Origin of the sequence: Mucilaginibacter pineti (assembly GCF_900101875.1) — a bacterium.
GTDB lineage: Bacteria > Bacteroidota > Bacteroidia > Sphingobacteriales > Sphingobacteriaceae > Mucilaginibacter > Mucilaginibacter pineti.
This window is the reverse complement of record NZ_FNAI01000003.1, coordinates 153,380-177,640: the sequence shown is the minus strand read 5'-3', so window position 1 is coordinate 177,640 and position 24,261 is coordinate 153,380. Positions and strand designations below refer to the sequence as shown.

General features: G+C 38.8%; 24 protein-coding genes and 1 tRNA gene. 5 read left to right on the top strand and 20 right to left on the bottom strand.

Going from position 1 to position 24,261, the window contains the following annotated elements; translation table 11 throughout:
- Window positions 1–11 precede the first annotated feature (11 nt).
- From BLS59_RS08775 to BLS59_RS08680, 19 genes are all read right to left on the bottom strand, one after another.
- Window positions 12–1,127 (bottom strand): glycosyltransferase family 4 protein, encoded by a 1,116-nt coding sequence (locus BLS59_RS08775; RefSeq protein WP_091147938.1) that lies wholly within the window; start codon window positions 1,125–1,127, stop codon window positions 12–14.
- 48 nt (window positions 1,128–1,175) lie between these two features.
- Window positions 1,176–2,201 (bottom strand): glycosyltransferase family protein, encoded by a 1,026-nt coding sequence (locus tag BLS59_RS08770; protein WP_091147935.1) that lies wholly within the window; start codon window positions 2,199–2,201, stop codon window positions 1,176–1,178.
- Window positions 2,198–3,559 (bottom strand): O-antigen ligase family protein, encoded by a 1,362-nt coding sequence (locus BLS59_RS08765; protein ID WP_091147933.1) that lies wholly within the window; start codon window positions 3,557–3,559, stop codon window positions 2,198–2,200. Before BLS59_RS08765 ends, BLS59_RS08770 begins: the two co-directional genes overlap by 4 nt.
- Before the next feature lie 28 nt (window positions 3,560–3,587).
- The gene (locus tag BLS59_RS08760) at window positions 3,588–4,130 is read right to left on the bottom strand and encodes an acyltransferase (RefSeq protein ID WP_091147931.1); all 543 of its coding nucleotides are present in this window, start codon (window positions 4,128–4,130) and stop codon (window positions 3,588–3,590) included.
- On the bottom strand, window positions 4,127–5,281 hold the full coding sequence (locus tag BLS59_RS08755; RefSeq protein WP_091147928.1) for a glycosyltransferase family 4 protein: 1,155 nt from the start codon (window positions 5,279–5,281) through the stop codon (window positions 4,127–4,129). Before BLS59_RS08755 ends, BLS59_RS08760 begins: the two co-directional genes overlap by 4 nt.
- Before the next feature lie 38 nt (window positions 5,282–5,319).
- A complete protein-coding gene (locus tag BLS59_RS08750) occupies window positions 5,320–6,558 on the bottom strand; it encodes a glycosyltransferase family protein (protein ID WP_091147926.1) in 1,239 nt (412 codons plus the stop codon).
- Window positions 6,555–7,187 (bottom strand): DapH/DapD/GlmU-related protein, encoded by a 633-nt coding sequence (locus BLS59_RS32605; protein WP_091147924.1) that lies wholly within the window; start codon window positions 7,185–7,187, stop codon window positions 6,555–6,557. Before BLS59_RS32605 ends, BLS59_RS08750 begins: the two co-directional genes overlap by 4 nt.
- Before the next feature lies 1 nt (window position 7,188).
- Entirely contained in the window at window positions 7,189–8,664 is a 1,476-nt protein-coding gene (locus tag BLS59_RS08740; protein ID WP_091147921.1) for an oligosaccharide flippase family protein, read from the bottom strand.
- An 11-nt stretch (window positions 8,665–8,675) separates the two neighbouring features.
- Entirely contained in the window at window positions 8,676–9,755 is a 1,080-nt protein-coding gene (locus BLS59_RS08735; RefSeq protein ID WP_091147919.1) for a GumC domain-containing protein, read from the bottom strand.
- 32 nt (window positions 9,756–9,787) lie between these two features.
- The gene (locus BLS59_RS08730; protein WP_091147917.1) at window positions 9,788–12,265 is read right to left on the bottom strand and encodes an SLBB domain-containing protein; all 2,478 of its coding nucleotides are present in this window, start codon (window positions 12,263–12,265) and stop codon (window positions 9,788–9,790) included.
- A gap of 1,396 nt (window positions 12,266–13,661) precedes the next feature.
- The gene (locus tag BLS59_RS08720; protein WP_091147912.1) at window positions 13,662–14,297 is read right to left on the bottom strand and encodes a hypothetical protein; all 636 of its coding nucleotides are present in this window, start codon (window positions 14,295–14,297) and stop codon (window positions 13,662–13,664) included.
- A gap of 32 nt (window positions 14,298–14,329) precedes the next feature.
- Complete coding sequence (locus BLS59_RS08715) at window positions 14,330–15,286, bottom strand: relaxase/mobilization nuclease domain-containing protein (RefSeq protein ID WP_091147909.1); 957 nt, start codon at window positions 15,284–15,286, stop codon at window positions 14,330–14,332.
- Window positions 15,267–15,659, bottom strand: a complete 393-nt coding sequence (locus BLS59_RS08710) for a plasmid mobilization protein (RefSeq protein WP_091147906.1) — start codon at window positions 15,657–15,659, stop codon at window positions 15,267–15,269. Before BLS59_RS08710 ends, BLS59_RS08715 begins: the two co-directional genes overlap by 20 nt.
- A 254-nt stretch (window positions 15,660–15,913) precedes the next feature.
- Window positions 15,914–16,174 (bottom strand): helix-turn-helix domain-containing protein, encoded by a 261-nt coding sequence (locus BLS59_RS08705; RefSeq protein WP_091147904.1) that lies wholly within the window; start codon window positions 16,172–16,174, stop codon window positions 15,914–15,916.
- Between the two features lie 9 nt (window positions 16,175–16,183).
- The gene (locus BLS59_RS08700; RefSeq protein ID WP_091147902.1) at window positions 16,184–16,456 is read right to left on the bottom strand and encodes a helix-turn-helix domain-containing protein; all 273 of its coding nucleotides are present in this window, start codon (window positions 16,454–16,456) and stop codon (window positions 16,184–16,186) included.
- Between the two features lie 170 nt (window positions 16,457–16,626).
- Window positions 16,627–17,376, bottom strand: a complete 750-nt coding sequence (locus tag BLS59_RS08695) for a hypothetical protein (RefSeq protein WP_091147899.1) — start codon at window positions 17,374–17,376, stop codon at window positions 16,627–16,629.
- A gap of 239 nt (window positions 17,377–17,615) precedes the next feature.
- The gene (locus tag BLS59_RS08690) at window positions 17,616–17,864 is read right to left on the bottom strand and encodes a hypothetical protein (protein ID WP_091147897.1); all 249 of its coding nucleotides are present in this window, start codon (window positions 17,862–17,864) and stop codon (window positions 17,616–17,618) included.
- Between the two features lie 101 nt (window positions 17,865–17,965).
- Window positions 17,966–19,195: a site-specific integrase gene (locus tag BLS59_RS08685; protein WP_091148761.1), complete on the bottom strand. Its 1,230-nt coding sequence runs from the start codon at window positions 19,193–19,195 to the stop codon at window positions 17,966–17,968.
- Between the two features lie 308 nt (window positions 19,196–19,503).
- Window positions 19,504–19,577, bottom strand: a tRNA-Pro gene (locus BLS59_RS08680).
- A gap of 269 nt (window positions 19,578–19,846) precedes the next feature.
- Between BLS59_RS08680 and BLS59_RS31535 the strand changes: the two genes are divergently transcribed.
- A complete protein-coding gene (locus BLS59_RS31535) occupies window positions 19,847–20,020 on the top strand; it encodes a hypothetical protein (RefSeq protein WP_162842589.1) in 174 nt (57 codons plus the stop codon).
- A gap of 6 nt (window positions 20,021–20,026) precedes the next feature.
- Here BLS59_RS31535 and BLS59_RS08675 read toward each other — a convergent pair whose 3' ends face one another.
- Complete coding sequence (locus BLS59_RS08675) at window positions 20,027–20,434, bottom strand: DUF4199 domain-containing protein (protein ID WP_091147894.1); 408 nt, start codon at window positions 20,432–20,434, stop codon at window positions 20,027–20,029.
- A gap of 236 nt (window positions 20,435–20,670) precedes the next feature.
- On the opposite strand from BLS59_RS08675, the gene BLS59_RS08670 reads away from it, so the two are divergent.
- The 4 genes from BLS59_RS08670 (at window position 20,671) to BLS59_RS08655 (ending at window position 24,189) form a co-directional block, all read left to right on the top strand.
- Window positions 20,671–21,648: a YeiH family protein gene (locus tag BLS59_RS08670; protein WP_091147891.1), complete on the top strand. Its 978-nt coding sequence runs from the start codon at window positions 20,671–20,673 to the stop codon at window positions 21,646–21,648.
- 105 nt (window positions 21,649–21,753) lie between these two features.
- Window positions 21,754–23,238, top strand: a complete 1,485-nt coding sequence (locus tag BLS59_RS08665) for a rhamnogalacturonidase (protein ID WP_091147888.1) — start codon at window positions 21,754–21,756, stop codon at window positions 23,236–23,238.
- Between the two features lie 178 nt (window positions 23,239–23,416).
- Window positions 23,417–23,737 (top strand): hypothetical protein, encoded by a 321-nt coding sequence (locus BLS59_RS08660; RefSeq protein ID WP_091147885.1) that lies wholly within the window; start codon window positions 23,417–23,419, stop codon window positions 23,735–23,737.
- A gap of 125 nt (window positions 23,738–23,862) precedes the next feature.
- Window positions 23,863–24,189 (top strand): hypothetical protein, encoded by a 327-nt coding sequence (locus BLS59_RS08655; RefSeq protein WP_091147883.1) that lies wholly within the window; start codon window positions 23,863–23,865, stop codon window positions 24,187–24,189.
- The last annotated feature ends 72 nt before the right edge of the window (window positions 24,190–24,261 follow it).

Here is a 24,261-nt window from a genome sequence, read left to right as displayed (position 1 = left end):
TAGTGTTTTTTTTATGAAAAATTATCTTTATTTATTTTATTGTTAATATAGCTAAGTATCTCTTTTTTAAACCTTTCAGTTGAAAAACCGGCAGCATGCTTAACAATATCGTTATAATTAAAACACAAAGAACTAACATCAAACCGTTCAACCGCAGACTTGATGGCACCGGCAGACTGTTCATTAAAAAATATCCCAGTTTCATTTTCAATGACGCTTTCCATTGCACCTCCTTTTTTATAAGCGATAACAGGTGTACCGCACGCTTGTGCTTCAACCGGCAAAATTCCAAAATCTTCTTCTGCGGCAAAAATAAATGCCTTAGCCTCTCCTAAATATTTCTTTAAAACATCAAATGGCTGGTATCCCAGCAAAATAGTATTTGGCGTGGCTAACCTGCTAACTTTTTTAAAGTCAGGGCCCTCGCCAATTACATAAAGCGTCTTATCTGGCATTTGAGCGAACGCACTTACGATCAGATCAATTTTTTTGTATGGCACAAACCTGGAACAGGTGACGTAAAAATCCTTTTTTTCAAAAACTGGTTTAAAATCCTCCGTAGCAACATTAGGGTATATTACCGTACTTTCGCGCCCGTAAATTTTTTTTATTCGGCGGCTTATATATTTTGAATTAGCAACAAAGTGATCAACCCTATTGGTACTCACGATGTCCCATTGCCGTATACGGTGTAATAAATATTTTGCTATGAAACCTTTTAATCCTTTATGCAAACCTGTCTCCTTTAGATATTGATGATGCAGATCCCAGGCATACCTTATGGGCGAATGGCAGTAACAGATATGAACCTGATTCGAATTTGTTAAAGCCCCCTTGGCCACTGCGTGCGAGGAAGAAATAATGAGGTCGTAATCTGAAAGGTCAAATTGTTCGATAGCCAACGGAAATAAAGGTAAATATGATCGGTATTTTGTTTTGGAGAATGGCATTTTTTGGATAAACGAAGTGGTAACTTTGTGCCCGGAAAGGCCGAGCTTCATAATTGTTTCATCCCTGGCGACGAGCGTATAAATATCAGCTTCGGGGTAAAGAGAAGCAATCTCCTTAAAAACGTTTTCTGAACCACCGATAACCGTGAGCCATTCATGTACTAATGCGACTTTCATATAATTATTTTACGCGATTTAAACTTGCATCGTTAATGTAGGTGACCATTAATTAACCGGCTTCTTACCAGACATGTACCACTCCCTATGTAATTTTGCGATATTGCCCCAGCCCAGCTTTTTTATATATTTTTTTAATAAAGGCAGTCTGGATTGTGACATTTGCAAAAGCTCATCATGACCTGTTTCTTTTAATTGATAAACAAGATCATTGGGTGAAGAAGCAAAAACAACTAAAGTTGAGATTTCTGCGGTTGTATGCTGTCCGCAAGTTGTAAAAACAAGCATATCATTTGCCAACGCCGCAAGTAACGATCCCCTGCGTTCTGATACTCCGTCGGGAAATGGCATGTATGAAAGGAGATGATTTGACAATACACGGCCCACTTCTTCTTCCGGCAAATTTATTTTCCAGTCCAAAATATTTGCTGAGCTATTTTGTAAAGATTGAAAATATGATTGAAATTTTGGCAGAACCTGCCCAACAATCAGCACGGTATATGGCAACTTGTTTTCTTCGATTAGCGAAGCCAGCTTTAAAACATCTTCGAGCCCTTTATTGGGCCGGATCTGACCGAAAGAAACAATAGTTGTTGTGTTTTTGTCCATTGCAGAACCATTATCCGTCCTGGAAATATTTGAACCAATAGGGATAACTGTAGTGGTATTAAATAACCTGCTCCACGGAAAAATGCGCTGAAATTTTATTTTTTCAAATTCGTTTGTGAAAATCACTTGTGACCTTATCGAAAAAGGAAGCAACGAAATCTTTCTTAAAATATGGGCCTGTAATACTTCGTGAATGGTTACAAATGTTTTAAACTGTAAGCTTAGTAATTGTGGAACAAGGCTGGCCCCATACCCCACTGAGGGGTACTGAATGTGTATAATGTCCGGATTGATAGCTACAATCCGTTTTTTGATTTTAAAGTAGCAGGTAATGGACCAATCGAGGTTGGCAAGCACTTCAACTTCCATTTGGAGTTGTTTTAAGGCGGTGGCCAGTTTTTCTGTATAGTCACCAATGCCGCACGACCCTGGAGGGTAGGTACCGGTAATTAATAATACTTTCATGATTTCACTTCATAGGTAGTTATAATAGCAAGGCCACTAATCAGCCAAAATGTGCCAAAAATAAAGGTAAATGTGTTGATCATATTGCCAAAAACTATCGTGCAAAAAGAAATGGTTATCGCCGTGTTTATTACTGCCATTTGATATGAAGGAGCTTTTACCCGAAATTTATTTATCAGCGTAGTGATTAGGAAACCGATAAAGAAAACGAAACCGATAATGCCGGTATTGGACAGGATTTTTACAAATAGATCAAACGATGTTACAGATGCCCAGCCTGCACCTAAAATGGGGTGATGCAGAAATGTATCCCAAGCGTCCAATATAGAGCTTAACCTTTCAAGACCGGAAAAGGAATCGGACTTTTCAAATAACATCTTATCAATAATATCCTTAAATACCCAGTATGTCCCTGCTATAATCACAGGAATTAAAACGGCCAAAGAAATGAGCAATAGGATCTTTCTTTTAATGGGGAGGTCTTTAAAATAAAAAAACAGGGATAGTAAAGTTAAAAAGGCCAGGCATAATATGCCGCTGGACGACGTAGTTCTTATGGTGAAAACATATAACAAAACAATAAAGCCTATATCTGTCCATTTACTGAAAATATAATTTTTCTTAATGACCGAAAATAAAAAAAAGGGGATGATAACAACTACGCTCTGAACCATAACGGAGGGTTCAATTCCAACGGAAGATATCCTCTTTAATTCCGCTGTAGGGTCGGTAAAAAATTTGTACCCGGCAGCATTTCCGTTGTAACTATTATTAAATAGGAAAGCCGGATAGTCCAAACCAACCGCATTGCAGTACAGTTCTACAAATCCCCAAATAATTACAAAAAACACAGATGCGGAATAAATCTTCAATGTGCGCAAATAGTTGACTTTTGTTTTATTATGAACATATATTCCGATTGCAAAAACCACCCCAAATAGCAAATAAATATACTGTGAAATGTTTCGGGGTGAAAATGTTATCGTATCATTTAGGCCAAGACCACCGGTAACATTGCCCCTTTCATCACCATTGATAATTAAAGGCATTGCCAATGACAGCAATGCAACTAAAGCGAAGCCTATAAGCAGCATTATCGGCTTTAATTCAATTTTATTGACAACACTACCGTTTCCAAGATTCTTTACTTTGCTAAAAAACAAAGTTGCCAGCCACAATGCTCCCAAAAACATAAATGGTTGTACTGCGCTTCCTGTACCGTCTTCTCCAAAATTCAATACAGCAGTTGCAGAAAAGGGGATAAAAAAAATGGTCAACTCATAAAGCAGCTTTTTGGAAAATATCACCGCGTAAAAAGCAATGAAAATGATGACCAATCCTGTACCTGTAACACTCATAACAAGCTATATTATCGTGCAAAATCTTTTATAAGAACCAAGGCCTGTAGTTAAGCTTATAGGTCAGCTCATTATTCCGTAAACCAATGACTCTCGCTGGTATCCCCCCCACAATTTCTTTTTCATTTACGTCTTTTGTGACCACGCTGTTGCAGGCAATGACAGCGCCACGCCCTATTTTCACACCAGGCAGTATGGTAACCCTTGTTGCTATCCATACATGGTCTTCAATTATTACGCCGGCTCCCCTTGTACCGTGACTGTTATCGTTTGGGTCATGCTCCATTGTCCAAATATTTGTTTCCTGTCCTATGTCCACGTTATTGCCAATTATCAAATCGCCTCCCCTTGCGTCAAGTGTTACATTTTTGTTGATGACACAATTATTTCCAATACTTATTTTGCCGTTTTTTCCCATTATATCAACCCCCATGGCAACGAAAGTCCGATCGCCTATTTTATACAATATCCTTTTCAAAAAAAACTTTCGCAATTTGAAAGATGGCCAGTTCATTAACCAAGTTTTAAAAATATATTTTAATAACCCCGATAACCATGCTTTAAATTTCATAACAATCGCTTTTTAATCCCAGGCTTATTGTAAACATGCAGCGTCTTTTTTGATGATTCGATCCATGAAAATATTTTCAGTCGTTCCGTTCCTTTTTCTATTAAGCTATTCCGTAAGCTAGCATCCGTTATTATTTTTTTTATTTGTACCACCAGCTCATTTACGGTGTTAAAAAGCAAACCTGCGTTACCAGTAATTTCAATTAAGCTGGAGGCATTGCGGGCAATAACCGGTTTTTTAAATCTCATTCCTTCGAGTACCGTAAACCCGAAGCCTTCGTAATGACTGGGACATATAACCATATCGCAATTGGCATATAGACAAACCAGATCTTTGTCATCTACATAGCCGGGTAGTTTAACTAAATCAGGCTTTAAATCTAAAGTTTTTATCAACGCTTCTATTTCAAGAATATATTGACCTGTGTGCATGCCGGCAATAACTAATATTATATCTTTTTCATGATTTTGATCGGTAAAAATCTTAAAAGCCCTTATCAAATCGTCAAACCCTTTACTGGGTAAAACTTTGCCAACTGAAAGTATATAACCTGCATTCGTTAGGTTGAATTTATCAATATCACCGGCTTTAAAACCGGTAGTATCAAACCTGTGATCTAACGCCTGGTATATAAGATTTAATTTATTCTGAGGTATCTTGAGATAGTTTGCAACATCTGATTGAGTTTGGTTTGATATGACGATTACTTCATCAGCTTTCTTTATAGCGCTGTCGCCAAAAACCTTGAAAACCACATTTAAGTATCTATTCATCATTTCAGGCACCGTTCTATGATAAAGATCATGTACAGTTATAACAATTTTTGTTTTATTGCATACAAACTTTAATAATGGGCCGAAAAAGTAAGGATTATGATAGATATCAAACTTTTTTAACCTCAGATAAAATGGAATTAAAAAACTGGCATAAAACACCTGCAGGGGCAGCGGGCTAAATACCCTGATGATCCTATAATTTTCGAACGCGTTTAACTCTGCTAACAAATTGTTCGTATCGTACCGCGTATCTACCAATATGGTATATTCATTTTCATGATCGATCAAAAGCAGGTGATGTATCAGGTTAAAAAAGTACACATCTACACCCGTGTGTTTGTTTCTTAAATAAGTACAATCAAAAAATATCTTCATTCAATAAAGTTAAAGCGCGATGTTGCAGTTCTATCAATCTATGATTTTATTGATGACCTGTCTTTTATTAAAAACGTCTGATTTTCAAAGCGATTATATATTTCAAAAAAACGCATCATCAAATAATATTTTTTTGTCCCGAACAGCCGGTTAAAAACATTTAACGCACTAAATATTTTATTTAAAATTGGCGGATTAGCACCATATGTTTTTTTTAAAGACTTAAGCCGTTGTTCAGGATCATTTAGCTTGAGATTGTTTCTTTCCAAAAGATCATAGTAACTGCCCGGTGCTGTAGAAAAATGATCATGAAATGTAAGCCCCTCTCTAACCAGGCCACGATAAAGCCTTCTGTGTGGTTTTAATACTGGAACACCATTTTCAAATTGACTATAATTGTATTTTAATTTACTTAGCTTATCTAAACCATTGATCTTTAAATCCTGCAGGTAATTTTCAAAAAGCTCTCTGTATTGTGGAATAGTTGACAGCGTAAATTTATCCTGTCTTTTCGCCACACATTCTATGTCATTAGGGTCAAAACTCGAAAAATGAAAAATTGCCAGGGGGAATTTAATATCATCTACAAAAAAAGTATCCTCTTTTTTAAATAGCTTTCTTTCGTGATAATTCCAAAAGGCCATATTTACAGCTGGATTATGAAGAACTAAAACTCTTTCACCATACAAAGCCGGTAAAAAATCCATCCATTTCTGATCTACGTGTAAGGCATCCTCTTTATCTGCAAAGCATTGATTTGCGAGTTTTGTTTTCCACCATTTGGCTATATGACGACCTGTTTCAGAATTATTTACACCAAAGAAACCCAAGTTGTAAATCCCTACCCACAATAGTGATTCTTCGGCGGTTGCACCTTCAAAATCAATGTAAGGCTTTATGATGTGAGGTGTAAGCAGGGCATCATATTTCTCAAGATGATCAAACAGAAACTCAAGACTGTCGTAAACAACCATATCCGGATCAAGGTATAACACCTGATCATATTTTTCCAATAGCTGCTCAAGATAAAATGGCTTTACTGCGGTGCTAAATTCTATGACATCATATTTAAAAGCCATGTCATAATAGTTTTCGATACCCAATTTTTTTGCTTCAATAACATTAAAGTCATTGCACATCAGGTCCTGCCCGTCAATCTCGTCGGATAAAACAATATCAAAATCACAATCGGGGCAGAACTTTTTTACTGAATAACCTAAAACTTTGGCTTGTGCCAAATAATTTTTGGCACAAATTGTAAAAATCGCTTTTTTCATGCTATGGTTTTTATAAGCTTAGCAGGGTTTCCTCCAATAACAGAATTTTTGGGGAAACTTTTTGTAACCACTGCATTTGCTCCAATAATTGAATTTTTACCAATAGTAACATTGGGCAATATTGCCACGCCCTCGCCAATCCATACGTTATCCTCTATAATTACTGGTCCTTTTGAAATAACGGTTCTCTCAGAAGGCGGTAACTTAATAGATTCAGAGTCGGCGCTGCCGTGAAAATGGTCGGTTATAAACACTTTGCTCGCTATTAATACATTATTACCTATTTGTATGTTATTTATACAACCAATATGGCAATCATAGTTTATACTTACATTATCTCCAATCAATATCATCGGAGAAAATCGATGCCCTAAATGTATCTTATGAGCTTCAAGCCGTAAGCCAGCAAATGAATAAAAGTTGTTTCCAATTGAAATGCAAGAAAGACCTATGTGGTAAAAAGGATATTCAATAGTGAAATTTTTGCCGCATTTTTTAAAGCTTTTTTTTATATAGCCAGATTTTAGACTGCTTATCAAAAGTTTAAACCTCCCATTTAAAGTGGGGGGAAAGATATAGGAAACCAAAAAGCCTATAAATCTAAAAAATGATATAACAAATTGTTTCATATTACTTTGTAAGCGTCGGTCTTAGTGAAGTCAACTTATATTTAAAAAAGTAAAAAACAATCACAATTAACATCAACGCAAGTCCAATAAAATCGCCTCCTTTCAAATTTATAGATGTGCTAAAGTTATTTACCACTATTAAAAGAAAAACGATAAATATGAAACACACGTCGGGTGTTCTAAAGAGCGCTGTTATTTTTAATTGATACATTTTATTGAATAACCACAATATATATAATGATCCAAATAACACGGACAAAAACCAACCGTAAATAACTCCATAACCACCTATCAAATAACCTAAAGTATAGCCAAATAAAGAGTTGGATAAACCAAGTATAAATTGTGTTTTGAGTAATATGTTTAATTTAGCCTCTGCCATATAAAAAAAATAAGCAGGAGTATTAAGTATATTAATAAGTATGCATAATGCCAAAATCAATAATGTATAATAAAATACAGGTTGATAGTTACCTATCCAAAAAACTGATAAAATGCGACCTCCCATAACTATTAATCCCATTGCAGCTAAAGAAAAGAACAAAACATTAGAAAAGACCTTTTTGTAAAAATGCTGAATATCTTTAATATTGTTTGATAAATTAATCATAACGGGGATAAGGCTTTGTGTTCCATTAATAACTACTCCTCTTGCTTGCATTAGTACTCTATTTGCCATTTCATAGTATCCTGCAAAAGCCATCCCTCCAAATCTACCCAACAGTATTTTAGTAACAGGCTCATTAAGCATTGCCATAAGTGAAATAAATTGAAATTTCATGCCATAATTAAAAATTTGCCTAAAGATCTCTTTACTCCAGTTCCATATTAATGGATTAAATTTAGTTTGGTACATAACTATCAATATACACACTACTAACGCAAATATCGATTGGGCTAATTGTGCCATAGCTACCCCAATAATCCCATATTTAGGAACCAACAAATAGGATACCACGAGCAAAACAATCGACGAAGCACTGAATACCAAACTTCTTAGATAGTTTTTTTGCATCCCATCAAGCACAGAAGCATAAACACCATTTATAGCATTTAAAAGCAAACAAGCAAGTGAATAAGGTAATATTGAAATGCCTGCATTTATAAAATTTGATGGCAGTACCGATTTAAGGATCAAACCAGCAAAAGGATAAATAATACAAGAAATTAGCAGAAAAAGAATACCTATAAATATTGAAGCCGTAAAAATAAGTTGCTTAATTTTAAGATCATTTTTTTCTTTGTGATAAAGTGCTACAAATCTTATCACTGAATCGGCAACACCAAAGTTAGCTAAATTGGCTAAAGATGATGTTGACAAAACAACAGACCAAACGCCCAATAAACTTACCCCCAAAAGTTTTAATAAGAATTTATAAAGAAAAAAGTAAACTGCTCCTATCAATAATACCTGCGTACCGGAACTAACAACGTTGATTGTCACCAGGTATTTCTTCAACCCATCCTTAATCACCATCAAATATTTTTCTATTTATAAAGTTGAAGTAGTTTTTTAATAAAAATAAAAAACAAGCCTATAAACCCTCCTAAGAGGCCTGCAGTTAATATCATAACTTTTTTACTAACTCTGTCGTCAGATAAAGGGAGTATAGGTTTATCCACTATCTGTATCAAAGGCATCTCCTGTCTTAAAGCTATCTTGGCTATTTCAAGGTTTTTTTCGATCTCCCCATACATGGCCTTGCTTGATTCCACATCAATTTGTTTTCTTTGTGAAGACACTTTGAGTCTTGATAAAAACGGATTGGCGTTAGGTGCAGCGTCAATTGACGATGCCACGCCTGTCAAAGCATAGTTCAAAATAGTTTTTAAGCTATCAGCCTGTTTCTGAAGAATGTTTATATTCTGGTAAGATATTTTTGTTTTGGTCTGGATATAAAAGCCATTCACGGTTTCGACCAGTTTGTTAGTAAACATCTTCGCAAATAACTCATCATCTGATTTACACTGAACGCTTATAATATTTAATTTTTTATCTGGTTTTGCCACCTTTAGCGCCTTCTTATTTAATATCGCAACTATATTGGTGATCAAACTATCCTGTTTTCTGTCGAACTTTTCAGGATCTCCCGTAAACTTAATATCCGTTATATGATCCTTTTCCTTCCAGGTTGATCTTAACTTGTTATGTGTAATATACCGTTCAATCAACGATTGTTTCTGGGAGTCGAAATTAACCTCACTTAATAAAGTTCGCGCTAACATCGTCCTTGATTTATAGAGTTCAATAATGTTATCTCCTTCGAAGATCCCACTTCCTCCCCCGCCGAGATTAATACCCGCCAGGCTCGCCAGTCCGGCATACTGACTGAGGCCCCCGCCTGGTGCCGATTCCTGCAACACAAAAGTACATTCCGCAGTATAATTAATTTTCTTATACAGCGAATAACCTAATCCTGCTATTGCGCCGATTAAGGAGAATAATAAAATAATTAACCACTTACTTTTGATGTAGGTTACTGACGACTTGATTTTGACCAATAACTCTTTGACAGATATTTCGTCTGGCGAATTGTTATTTGATATATCCTGATCTTTTGTGCTCATATTAGTCCGGTATACTACTGTTTACGCGTAGTTTATTTATTCAAACTGAGAATACCCAAAATTATGGCTCCTAATGATGCCAGCCCTGTACTGAGGCCTAAAATTGTTTGTACAGAATTTCCTTTACGCTCCGGTTTTTTGGGCACATATATTTCGCTGCCAGGTTTTACAGCAGGATGACTATTAAAAAACAAAAACTTCCTCGTTCCTTTTACGGTACCGTTAGGATATACAACATAGGCACCTCTCTTTAATGCACCTGGGCTGTAACCGCCTGCATTGGACACAAAATCATTAAATGACTTTGAACGTTCATAAACAACAGCACTTGGATATAACACCTGCCCGTTAACGCGAACTATCTGCTGTTGCTTCGGCACCCTCAAGATGTCGCCGTTTTCCAACAGCAGATCAGTTTTTGTACCCGGACTTTTTAAAATAGTACCAAGATCAATACCGACATAGTTGTTTCGTTGTTGAATCTCTCCATTGGTTGTCGAGTCCTTGTAGGTCCTTTTAAGCCTCTCAGCCTGGGAGATACGTTCCGTCTCAAGCGCTACCGTATCCGATTTATCTTTATCGATACCCAGTATGGCAATATTTTCGCGCTTCAGTGACCCGCCCTCAACATCTGCCGATGCGGTGAGCCCTCCGGCACGAGCTATCAGGTCAGAGATCTTTTCATTCTTATTTTTTATGGTATATGAACCAGGGTATAATACTTCCCCCTCAACCTTAACCGTTTTTTGTTTTTCGTATCCAGGTAAACTATATACTGATACGATGTCAAAGGGGCTTAGCACAAAACTAGCGTCGTTGGGCTTCAGGGCCCCGTCAATATTCACATTAAAGACTTGCGCTACCGAACTACTTTTAGATGCAGGATCTGCGTCAAATGTTCTTCTGGCTACCTCAATGCGCTTCGTACTGGCGCCATCGGCAAAGCCTCCTGCTTTTAAAATCAGGTCTTCTACTTTTAGGTTTTCAGCAAAGGCAAACTGCCCAGGTTTTCTCACGCTGCCATTAATGGTAACTACGTATTTGTCTCTTAAATCAAATATCGAAGATATATTAACAATGTCTTCGCGCTGTAGTGAAATGTTAACTACCTTATTTATAACGTCTTTTACATTGAAAGCTATAATTTCAGTCGTATTATCCGGTTTCAACCGGGTAATAGTTCCCCGGTCTGTAAAAGCATCTTCTTTCAATCCGGCAGCCTTTTCAATTAATTGATTTAAAGTTAATCCGTTTTGCAATTCGTAGTCTCCGGGCCGAAAAACTGCTCCATTAATTACAACCCTGTTCTGGTATCGGGAAATAATGGATTCTACTGTATACTTATCGCCCCTTAAAGGAATGTAGCTTTTATAATCAGCCTCTACAACGTCGGTAATTTTTCGCTGCTGATCGCTAACCTGCGAAACCTTTATTCGTGCGGTATAAGCGCTATCGGTAAATCCGCCGGCATAATTTATAAGATTGTCCAGGGTTTCACCCGGCAACACTTCAAAAAGAGCCGGAATCTTTACTTCTCCAACAAGCTGGACCCTTGTTCTGTAAGTAGGCACACGAACAATATCCTGATCCTGTAATGATATATTGTTTTTTTGATCACCCTTTAACAAAAAATCATATACATCAAGATGCCTTATAATACGATTGTTCCTTATGATCTCTATTTCCCTTAAACTACCATTAACATTCGGTCCGCCGGCCATATAAAGCGCATTAAAAACGGTTGCCAGGGACGACAGTGTATAGGTGCCGGGCTTTGTAACCTGCCCAATCATTATCACCTGTATACTGCGAATGTTGCCAAGCGTTACCTGCACTGTCGTGCCGTGCCCGATAGCATAATTATTTGCTGCAAGTTTGCCTTTTATTGCCGATGTCGCCTGTTCTATAGTTTTGCTTGCAACATTCAAAATGCCCACGCCGGGTATATTGATATTGCCCTCTGGCGATACTTCAAGTTTCCAGTTAACTAATGAACTGCCGTAAACATTTATATTAAGCTGATCATTAGGGCCAACTATATAATTTACAGGCGTCGCAAGCTTTAGATTTGGCTCAAAAGAACTGTTTTTATTCTTGAATATTTCCGCTCCAAAAATCCGGGGTTCCAGACTTTCAAATAAATCCTTTTTTACCAGCTCCCCGTCGAGGCTATCTTGTTTATAATTAAGTTTCCTTACATCCGCTGCGGTTGTATCGTCTATTCGTACAACGGTTCCGGATTTAGTACGGATTTGCCTGATGTGGACTTGCAGTTTTTGGGCCTGCGCACCTGTCATGCCCCGGCTTCGGGCCTGGCTAATCAGTTCATCATCGCTGATGCCCGCCTTTTGCGCCTGCTGAAGCAATTGAATAACCTGCTGATCTGAGATATCATCAACATTTATAGTCGATATGTTCTGAAGGCTATTTTGAGCCGAAACCTTGTCTATGGCACTAAAAAAAATAACAAAGACAATAAAAAAAAATATAGGAAAGTTAATTTTATTCATATTTAATGGCCGTTAGAGTATAATGGATAATACTCCAAAAAATGTTTTTTTTCGCAAAAGTAAATCAAATAATTCTCATAAAAACTATTATTTTCCTATTAGGAAATCAACGACAAACTGATTGGTAACTATGTGATATATTACTATATAAATAAGCAGCATCAAATGTGGTAATATACCAAAGGTACTCACCATTAATTCTGTAATAAAAAGTTTTTTCCTTGAAAATCACATAGCTACTTCGGCTTACTCAGTTTCACAAAACAAGATAATTAACTATTTGTTTTCCCTTAAATTAATCTGTATTTGCAACCATGCTTAATTTCCTGAGCCCGCTCTGATACAGTTTGTAACGCAACGGTGGGAAACTCACTTCTTGTTAATGCTATTTTATACACCTTTTGACAACGTTTTCACCTCTTTAGGTTTCAGTCAAGATACTTTTAAGGTCGCTTCCGCCAAACAATGACTTTACATCTTATCCAGTTGAACCCGCGCGGGAAAAATCGCTTGGTCGCGTATTTGCTAATTGCTCATGCCAGCAGTGGTAGTTTGGCGCCACATTTCTCTTTCAAGGTAAAATACGATCATATTAATTTATTAATAATTAAATTACAATCATTTACTATATTTGAATGCCAATTGAAAGCCGAAGTAAGAGAAGATAAAAATTAATTATCTTGAATATGCTGGCTGAACAAACGAAAAACTCCTATTCTTTAAATATGTGCCCCTGTGGCAAAACAGATCGTGCTGATTTGAGCCGCATACACAGAACGACTTTCATGAAGATATTTTTGTTTTGGCTGCCAATCAAACGATACAAATGCTACAGTTGCATGACTAACAGATGGGTCATCGATAAGGACAAATAAAATTCAATTCATAACAGGTAATCTATTCTTATCAAGCCGAGACCAGTATTTTTAAGCCACGTAAAAGTTTTAAATTAAGAACTAGGCTTACAACATGTTTGACCTATATTTCGGGAAGTTCAAATGATATGAAAGGTATTTAAAAGAGAAATTATTGATTAATAACGGCTTGTGAAAATGCGGATTTGCCGCGCCCACATCACATGTTTAATCTTTTTTCGATACTTGGCTGCGTTTTAGGAATTAGTCCCGTGTTAAAATAATATATTTATCTCTGTCCTGAGGATCGGGCCGGACTACGGCCGGCCACATCTGGTTTTATCTACACATTTATTTTTTTTGAATAAATACCTCCAATATATGGCGCGGTTTAAATAGATTTTAAAATACAAATAAAGTCCTTGCAGTTATGCAGGGACTTTGGTAGGCATTAATAAGAAGATTTATTTGATTATTTATTTCGCCGCTATACACAAACTAAATGTTGATGAAGGCTTATCCATCTTGATAAAGCCTTTCTATTACTTTTTACCTTTCTTTTTCTTTTCAGGCTGCTTTTTGCCTTTTAGCTTTTGTAGGTTTTCGTCGGCTTGCTTTGCCTGCTCGGCCGCTTCCTTCGCTGCAAGTGCGGCATCAATCAGTTTTTGCTTTTCTTCAATATTGTTTTTAGCAACTTTGAGTATATATTCCGGATTATTGATATAAACGCTATCGATATACCGCGCTGTTTTAGGAAAAAGCCCCTGTACAATAATGTATTTGTTTTTGTCGTCCGCTCTGCGGTTGTTCTCTATCCATAGGCTAATAGTGCTTGCAAGCAAGGTCAGTATACCAAGCCCCATATAGAGTAGTATTTTGATTACAAATTTTGATTTAGTATCGAATTGGACTGTTGCTTTAGTTTCTTTGGGTATCGCATTGATCTTTCCGTCAAATCCATTCAACTGCCTGCCAAACTGGTCTAACTGCTTACTGTAGTCCAGTATGCGCATATTGGTGGTTTCCGTTACCTTAGCTTCCAGTTCCTTTATTTTTGGTGGCAACGTCCCTAAATTCAGTTCTTCAACTTTTTGTTGACGGTTTACCAGTTGGGTAACCTTTTTAGCTAAGCTGTCTATAATCTCATCCTGCATGTTTTTTTCTTCATTGTGTTCCATGATATAATCATTTCATTAGGTTTGAAATTCTGTTATCGGCTAATGCCCTGGCTTTGCTCGTTATCATTGTCCTGACCATAACCCTTTCTTTTTCGTCTGCGGTATGGGTGGGGTTCCGGCTCGGGTGTAATAATTGGAATGTGGCCAAACAAATCAATTACAGATCGGTGGCCGGATTGCTCTTTAACCGGCTCGTTGTTGATGACTTCCCGTAACTGCTGCGCTAAGGTTGGACGTTGTTCCTCGGCCTGTTTCTGCTGTGCCTGTTGCTCGATCTGTTTGCTCAACCTGCCATAGCTTAAACTGCGGTCTATTTCCGACCCTTTAAACTTATAGTCCCCTTTGCTGAAACTGATACCTTGCTTTTCCAACGTGCCGCTTTTGTATTTAAATTGCAAACCGATGTCCTGCTTTAACAGTTCCTGTTTAAGCTCTGCCATACTGGTAACCTTGTGGCTTACTGCTTTAATGGTGTCGTACAATTCATACTTCAACTTGTCAATACCTTTTAGCTGCTGACGGTTAACTTTTTCCTTGCCTTGCCCGATTTCCATTCCATGTTTTAAGGTTAGCTCCTTACTGATCTTAATATTTTTCAGGTGCTGAAATTTATCTGAAATAGTTTTTCCCTCGTTATCGACCCGGTTATAAACGATATGAGCATGGGGATGCGCCCGGTCTTTGTGTTTGACGATCAGTACTTGCGTGTCCTGTATTTTCATTTTTTGCAGGTACTCTTTGGCTATGCTCACCATTTTTTCATCGTTCAACTTGTCCTTATCTTCAGGGCTCCAGCTTAATGAAATATGCCCTACCGCCTGACCTAAGCCGGGGCTTATCTTGCGCTGCATATTAAAGTCGGCAATGGTGTGCGCGATCTTATCAATGCGCACGCCATCAGCGTAAAGTATGGCCGCCTCTTTTTTCAGGACGTTATACTCGATACAGCCGCCAAAGCTTTTGCCGGGTTTAGGTATCTTGCCGATCATCGCTGTTAAAATATTTTAATGCCTGGTCTATTTCTACCAATAGATTACCGCATTTAATCGCAATTGTTAAGATGCCATCCCGGTGAGCCAGCTTAGTTAACTGGTTCAGATTGTTGGCCATTCCTGTTAACATGCGCATGATCTGTAAATCCTCCGGTTTCAAACGTGCCACTATTTTTGCGGCTCTTGCCGCCGCCCTTATCCAGTCGCTTAATCGCATACCTGCGTCTTTCGCTTTTCCTGTAATCAAAAAACGCTCGGTAGCGGTTAGCCTGACTTTTACATGCGTTTCACGCCTGACCCTGACTTTTGGCCTGCCGCCTTTGTGTTTTGGTTTATCGGTTTTAACCGATGTTTTTCCGTTCGTTTCCATACGCCTCACACTGTCTTAATCCCATCACTTTTAATTTTTTCTTTTTGCGACCATCGGGAGCAAAAAGCAAGTTTGCCGTTCAGCCGCAGGCTGTAACGGAGTTTTTGGGTACCAAAAACACAAACTTGCTTCTTATCGGCACGTAGGTTTGGTTAACGGCCTCCGGCCGATATATCCAACTATACAGCTATACGGCAAGCGGTACGCTGTGCTGCCTTTTTCCCAAAGCGAAGCTTCGGGTTTGCCCGCAAATCTTACCTGCTGTTATCCTCCAATAGCTTTTCAATGTCTTCTAATTTGTAATAAAGCAAGCCCCCGATCTTGGTGTAACGGAGCGTACCGTTAACACGCAAATTCTGCAAGGTGCCGGGTGAAATGTTTAACAGCTTCCGTACTTCGTAGCTTTTCAGCCATTGTTTGCTTTGTCCCTGACCGGGTTTTAAAAGTCCTTTGATCTCGCCTAACAAATTCTCAATCTTCCGTAAATCATCTTTCGTGATAAATTCGATGTTCATCTTTCCTCCTTAACCTTTAGTTTTTTGTTGCATAATTTTGAGCACCTCGCTCATTTTGAAATACACCCTTTTGTGCAGACGTAAAAAGGGCAAGCCCTTTTTCATCCAGTCGGTAAGTGTCACCAATGATACGCCCAACTCGGCGGCCAGTTCCTGTTTGGACAATAGCCGTTCATTGTCCTTTGGCGGCGGGATGCCGCCGTTCTTAAAATGTTCCTGTAATTCGTACCTGACTGCATCCCTGATACAGCGATTTAAGACATCCGTGTTAATGATCTGCATAGCATTTGTTTTGGAACAAAAGTGTACTATGCGTATCGGATTTCGTTACCATAGCAAAAGCTATGGTAAAGTTGAAGTGGTTTGAGTTAAATAAGATTAATACTTAACTTCCTCAAATTCAAAAGAATACTTATTTAAGGTTAAAAGGCAGTAAGATTAGAGAGCAATTGTTACTTTTTGATTGGCACAATATTGTAAAGCTGATATTTTGTCCCAACGGGAGCCGACCGGAAACTTGGGTCGTCCTTGTCGCCGGGAAAATACCGGCGCACGGTATCAAACTTGATCTCCTTGCCGCCATGCCGAAAACTGCGGCAGATCATCTTTGCCCATACCGTTTGAAACTGTGCAAAAACGAGTTCCTTTCCATCAGGCTGAAGTGCCTCGATCTTTTTGAAAAGATCAACCACGGCCAATAATTTTCCCTCGGCAATATTAAGGTGATATTCGGTTTCCAGTTTTTTAGCAGCTTTAAGTTCTTCCTTTAACCCGGCGTTGGTGTCTCGTAATCTCCTAATTTCTTCTGCCTGCTCTGCGATAATTTCCGTCTGTGTTTTATCGGTATCCCATTGGTCAATAGAGCGCAGGAACTTTTGGAACTTCAAAAGTATTTCCAGCCGTTCTACATGTTTGGCGTGGTCGGAAGAAAAAGGGTCTGTCCCCTCAAGAAATTTTATACGAGCCAATACAATGCGCCAAACAAAGGCAAAGAACTCTTTTTCTCCGTTCGGTTCTTTGGAAAGAAAGTAGGTTAGGTGGTACAGGTAGTATAACCTGTATTCGTCTTGGGGCATTTTCCAGAGTTTGGCTAAAAAATGATTGTCTTCATTCCCCTTTTTTAAGCCTGTAAAAATGCCAAGATCATATTTGTGCGGTGACAGGTCGAAGGGATTGCGCGGCTTGAAATACTTATTTGGCATAGCTTCGTTTTATTTTCTTTAATCGTTCAATGTTAAAATCCCATGTTGATTTCACAACTATATAATCAGTGAAAACACTTAAGATGTCTATCTATTCCATAAGGGCTTATATTTTTTAATTAATTGGTCTTCTATTATCGCCGGGCAATCAATGTAATTCTGGTCATGTGTTGCAAACCATTGAATTTCCAACGCATCTAATGACCCATTAATCATCTCTCGTAACCAAAAATTTCTTCTCAATTCGCCATCCCGTTTTCCGTTAACCAAGCGGTCTTTAATACCGCCTTTGCGAATAAATAGGTACCGCTTCGTTCTTTTTTTCCTGAGCGGCCGATATATACCAACATTCTTTCTTTTCCCTGTATGGTATAAACTAAGTAAATACCCGCCTTATCATTCGGAGCGTTACATATTTGCGCTAACCTATCCTGTGGTCTATAAGTGAAACTCCCCGTGTTTTCATATTTTTTTAATTCTGTAATCATCTAAATTCTTTCTTTAAGGCATTACAATGGCTGTATAAGCAAATATAACGAAAGAAGCCCCATACAATTAGCATGGAGCTTCTATACTCTGTTTAACATAACTATGCCTTCAACCTTTTACTAAGCTGTACCATATCGTCGCTTAATTTACTTTCGACAACCTTTGCATAAATCTGCGTAGTGGTCAGTTTGCTATGACCTAACAGTTTGCTTACCGTTTCAATGGGTACGCCGTTGGTCAATGTTACTGTTGTTGCGAATGTGTGCCGGGCGATATGAAAGGTAAGGGGTTTGTTTATACTGCACATATCAGCAATTTCCTTTAAGTAACTGTTTAATTTCTGATTTGTCAGTACAGGCAGTACCTTGCCCTCGGCCAATGCCTGCGGATGGCCTTTGTATTTTTCGATGATCGCTAAGGCTTTCGGCAATAACGGCACTCTTACAAGTTCGTTTGTCTTTTGTCTGTTGGTTGCAATCCAAAAATTATTAGCCGACTTTTCTATCAAGTTAGCGGGCGTTAAGTTAAACACGTCTATGTAGGCCAGTCCTGTATAGCAACTGAAAACAAAAAGGTCTTGTACAACCTGTAATCGCACAATGTTGAATTTCTTGGCCTCAATCCTTGCCAATTCGTCTTTGGTTAAGTATTCCCGTTCTACCTTGTCAAACTTTAACTGGTAGGCGTGAAAGGGATTGCGGTCTAACCATTCAAGCCTGACAGCAAGATTAACCATCTTGCAAAACCTTTCTATGTGTTTCATCAGGCCGTTGTTATTCAGGGCTTTTTGGCCTTTCTCCGGCGTTCTGTTGCGTAGGTAGTACTCGAAGTCGGTAATAAACTTATAGCTTAACTCTGACAGGTATTTATCGCTTGTCCTAAAACGCTCCTTGATAAATTCCTTAATATACTTTTGAGTGGTGTAATAGTTTTTCATCGTGCCTGGCTCCAATACCTGCGCCTGCTCTGTATTGTGGTACTCCATTAATTTACAGAGGGTAAACTCGGCCTGATCTTCCCCGGTAAATTTATCCTTTACCAATTCCGCTGTAATCAGCTTCTTTTGCAATAACAGTTCCTGATAACTCTCCACAATGCCGGAACGGTATTGCTCCAGATACTTGTTAAGCTTTACAATTTCTTCTCTGCTGCCTCTTGCCATACCTTTGTTGGCATTCCAGTTATCTTGCTCGATAGAACGTTTAACCGACAGGTCAATCCTGCTGCCGTTTACGGTAATCCTTGCATAGATAGGGGCTTTTCCGTCATTAGTGGCTTTGTACTTTCTAAGATAAAAGATAACGCCAAAGGTGCTGTTCGCTGTTTTCATATTGTCAATTATTAAGTTACTAATAGCATCAGATTGACGGTCTTTAGCGGCCTTTGCATTGGGCACATTTACCCTTGTTCAAAAGGGGCACCCAAAAGGCGCTAAAAAACATCAAAATAAACTAAGTAATCAATTGACTATCAGTTGCTTAATATGCTATTTGTGCCCAAATATAAATCATAAATTTGGGGCACCGAATAGGGCACATTTTCCTTGATATAACTTGAATGAATTGGGCTGAAATAAAACAAAAAAGCCTCTAAATCATAGATTTAAAGGCTTTTTGATACTGGTTGGTATCGCTTTAGTCGGGATGGCAGGATTCGAACCTGCGGCCTCCACATCCCAAATGTGGCGCGATACCGGGCTACGCTACATCCCGTGTTCTGATTGGGTGTGCAAAAGTAGGATTTTAAATCAAGTTGCAAAACTTTTTTTAAAAGAATTTTAAAGCTAAACCTTAACCCATTCATTTGCACGTATTTGAACTTAAATTTTTTTTTGAGGCAATATGTTTACATGGCCTTAACGCTAATTTAAGCTCATGTAAAGCTTTTAAAACATAAAATACGTCGTAATGTTGTGTGTAGAACCTGCTATCCCGCTAACAATAACGCTATGAATCTTTACTAACAACACCCCTACTGGCTCATGAAGAATGGCATTGTTGCCACCTATCCTTCGTTACAGCAAAATTTACAGGTAGATGTGGCTATTATGAGTCCAGGCATCGGCGCTGCTTTAATGGTTTGGCATTTATGTAATTCGCGGTTAAAATTGGCCAAAAAGAATGTTAATGCGGCGATATTCAGGTTTAACAGGTAAGGCCGGTCAACTGAGTTTGGATGCCTTGTTCATTAGCGCGGCAGAAACACCAACGCAAACCAAAACACCTATTACCAGGCCGCCAAATAACCTACCCGAAAACGCGAAGAAATCATTGCCCATATCAACGTAGTTAACATATACAATACCGGCCAAACAAGCAATAAGACCGCCTATAAGCAGGATCTTAAAACTCTGGAAAAGTGCTTCAAAAAAGCTGATCTCCCCTTCCATTTCATTCTCCCGGTAACTTTTCACACCAAAGTATACCCCACACAAGGGTATCAGCACCGATAAATATTCAATCGGGGCTACGTGGTTACCGGTATTTGTATACCCGAACGACCGCATAATAAACAACCAGGTACCACTAAGAATACCCATGATTAAACCTGTTACAAATGCATTTTTCATGATGTTAAGTTTATTACATGTTTAAACTACAAATTTCAATTCATTGTTTGCGGTGCCGTAATCTTTATGGGTCGGAGTATTTGGTATTTAAAACAGCAAATAATAAGTAAGCTACCAAAATTCCTGAATAATCCAAATTCCACATTAAACCCATAACTTAAAGTTATCCAAAACACTATTTGTGATAAATAAACCCGCTATGAATATCTCATTTTTGCAGTATAAAAACAATACAAATGAACACAACGGCACAAACTTCGGGCAATACCAATAGCCTACTCTTAAATATTAACGCAAACTCACGGATAATTATATTTGTAATTTGTACAGGGCTTTGTTTAACACCCTATGTAAGCCCGGCGGTGGCTTTGCTTATGGGTTTGGTAATAGCACAATTTACCGGGCACCCCTACCTGCACCTGAACCATAAAGCCACACATCTGCTGCTGCAGGTTTCGGTAGTTGGCCTGGGTTTCGGGATGAATGTTCATAGCGCCTTGCAGGCTGGTCAGCAGGGTATATTATTCACCATAGCATCAATAAGCACTACCCTCCTTTTCGGTTTCCTGATGGGAAAATGGTTCGGGATAGAAAAGAAAACGTCCTTCCTCATTTCGGCCGGGACAGCCATTTGCGGTGGCAGCGCCATCGCAGCCATATCTCCCGTTATTAAGGCCGAAGAAAAACAGATATCAGTTGCCCTGGGCTGCGTTTTCATCTTAAACTCGGTGGCGTTGTTTGTATTTCCGCTCATTGGTCATTACTTCAACTTATCACAAACACAATTTGGTTTATGGTGCGCCATAGCTATACATGATACCAGTTCTGTAGTAGGCGCAGCAGGCCGGTATGGCAGCCACGCACTTGAGGTAGCCACCACCGTTAAACTGGCCCGGGCCTTATGGATAATCCCAGTTGCATTCATAGCCTCGTTCGCTTTTAAAAACAAATCTAAAAAAATTGGCATCCCTTATTTCATTGGCTTATTTATACTGGCAATGGTAGCCAATACTTACATCCCGGCAGTGGCAATGGTTAGCCCCTATTTTATAATTATTGCCAAAGCGGGATTAACACTTACACTGTTCCTTATTGGGGCAGGGCTGTCAAGGGCGGTATTAACATCAGTAGGATTTCGTCCGTTTTTGCAGGGTGTGTTACTTTGGGTGGGTATTTCTGTAACGGCATTGTATGCGGTTATCCATTTGGCCTAAACCACGCGGCAATCAATATAATTTTACCAATAGTTAATAAATTAACAATCAATATTAAAAGATGTCGTAATAACAGTTATATTTATAGAGCCAATTATCTATAATATGAAAAAACACATTTTAACCTTATTGTTATTTGCCATAACGGCTATACCTGCGTTTTGCAAACCTGCTGCCGATTTTTACAATATAAAACAATATGGTGCCGTGGGCGATGGTAAAAACCTCGATTCCAAAGCCATAAACAAAGCCATTGATGCGGCGGCAGCCAAAGGCGGCGGTACGGTTTTTATCCCGGCAGGCAATTACTTATCGGGCTCTATCCACCTAAAAAGCAATATTTCTTTATACCTGGACCAGGGAGCTACCATAATTGCGGCCCCGCTTGGTGCCGAAAACGGTTATGACGATGAAGAACCCGGCGCAAATAACAAATACCAGGACTCGGGTCATAGCCATTGGCATAACAGCCTTATCTGGGGGGAGGACCTGCATGATATTTCCATATTAGGCCAGGGAATGATATGGGGCAAAGGTTTAGTAAAAGATTATATAAAAGGTAAGCAAACAGCCAACAAAGCCATTTCGCTGCTGCGCTGCCGTAATGTTAACATCAGGGATATCTCTGTTTTGCATGGCGGCTGGTTTGCTATTCTGGCTACCGGGGTTGATAACCTCACTATTGATAATGTAAAGCTGGATACCAACCGGGATGGTATGGATATTGATTGCTGCAAAAATGTGCGTGTTTCCAACTGTTATGTTAATTCGCCCGGCGACGATGGCATCTGCCTTAAAAGTACCTTTGGTTTAGGCTACGCCCGATCTACAGATAACGTAACCATTACCAACTGCCAGGTAAGCGGTTATGAAGAAGGCAGCCTTTTGGATGGTACTTTTAAACGGTCGGCAGACCCTAACTGGCACCCCACCGGCCGTATAAAACTGGGTACCGAATCAAACGGGGGTTTTAAAAACATTACCATATCAAATTGTGTGTTTGATTATTGCCGCGGCCTTGCGCTTGAAACCGTAGATGGTGCTTTGCTGGAAGACATAGCCATAACCAACATCACCATGCGCGATGTGGTGAACGACCCTATATTTATTCGCCTTGGCGCCCGCATGCGCGGACCGAAAGATGTTCCAGTGGGCCAGTTGCGCAGGGTTATTATCAGTAACGTAATGGTTTACAACGCAGATCCTGCCTATACCTGCACCATCAGCGGCATCCCGGGGCACGATATTGAGGACGTACAGTTAAACAATATCCGCATTTACTACAAGGGTGGCATCACGAATGGACAACCACAGCGCGATGTACCCGAAAAAGCCGATCAATATCCCGAACCGGGTCAGTTTGGCCAGGCGCCAGCTTACGGCTTTTTTATTCGCCATGCAAAGGCTATAAAAATGAATAACGTGCAGGTAAGTTTGCTTAATGCCGATAACCGCCCCGCCTTCAGGCTTGATGATGTTAAGGGATTTTGGCTAAACCAGGTAACTGCCGATAAAAATACCGATGGAAAACTGATCCTTATGAACGATGTTACCGGCGTTCAGGCTTTTCAAAGTCTGGATTTTAAATAGCAGGGTGTAAAATAAACACAACGTGTAGTTCTATTACGTAATGGATTTATACTTAAACACATCTGTTCATAATGTTCAGATACCTGTTACAACGTTTAATTGTCTGATTTTCATATTAATTACAATAATTGTTTTTAGATTAGATTATAATTTAACAATCAGATACCCCTTGCAATGTATGTCACACTTAATTGAATCACTTTCAACAGAAGTTCACCCGGAGCTTTCCGACAGGAGAAATGAGGCTTTACATGAACTGCTGCACAATAGTTACGAGATCAGCGAAAGAATTGTAACCTTTAAAACCGGTACCGACACTTTTTACTCAGGTACAGCCAGCTTCACCAGTTTTACCGGAGATACCCTCAAGGCATTGTTTAGCGTTTACATTTTTGAAAGCGCCATATATGCCTCGCTGTTATCATTGGATATGGTAAAACTTATAGATGTCCCCTTCGCTTACTTTGTTCCCGAGCTTGAATCATATTTAACGGTTTAATATTGTAACTTTTCTGCCAATATTGTAACCTTTCTGTCAATAATTACGTAAATTGTTTCCAAATAGAAAAACTATTTACTTAATACGCCAAATAATTAATTCAAATTATTTGGCATTCAATTATTATGAGCAGATACATAGCGCAACTTTCAGAAACCACCGATCCAGATTTAATTACAGAAAGAAACAAATCCTTTAACCACCTGGTACTTAATGAGCATGAGTTTGGCAACTATAAAGTTAAATTCTCCGCAGCAAACAATCCTCAAATAACAGCAGGCACCTGCGTGTTCACTCATAAAAACGGCTTTATTGCCAACGGCCATTTTGAGGTATATATTTCAGATGATGGTATCCACGCCACGCTTTACTCGGGCCATAACGTTAAAATGCTTGATAAGCCCTTTGATGAATATCTCAACATTATTAAATTGATGTTACTGAGCCGGTAACGTTGCCAACATTCAAAATACCTCTGGAGATATATCTGGAGATATAAATTTTCGTACTAAAATAAATAATAT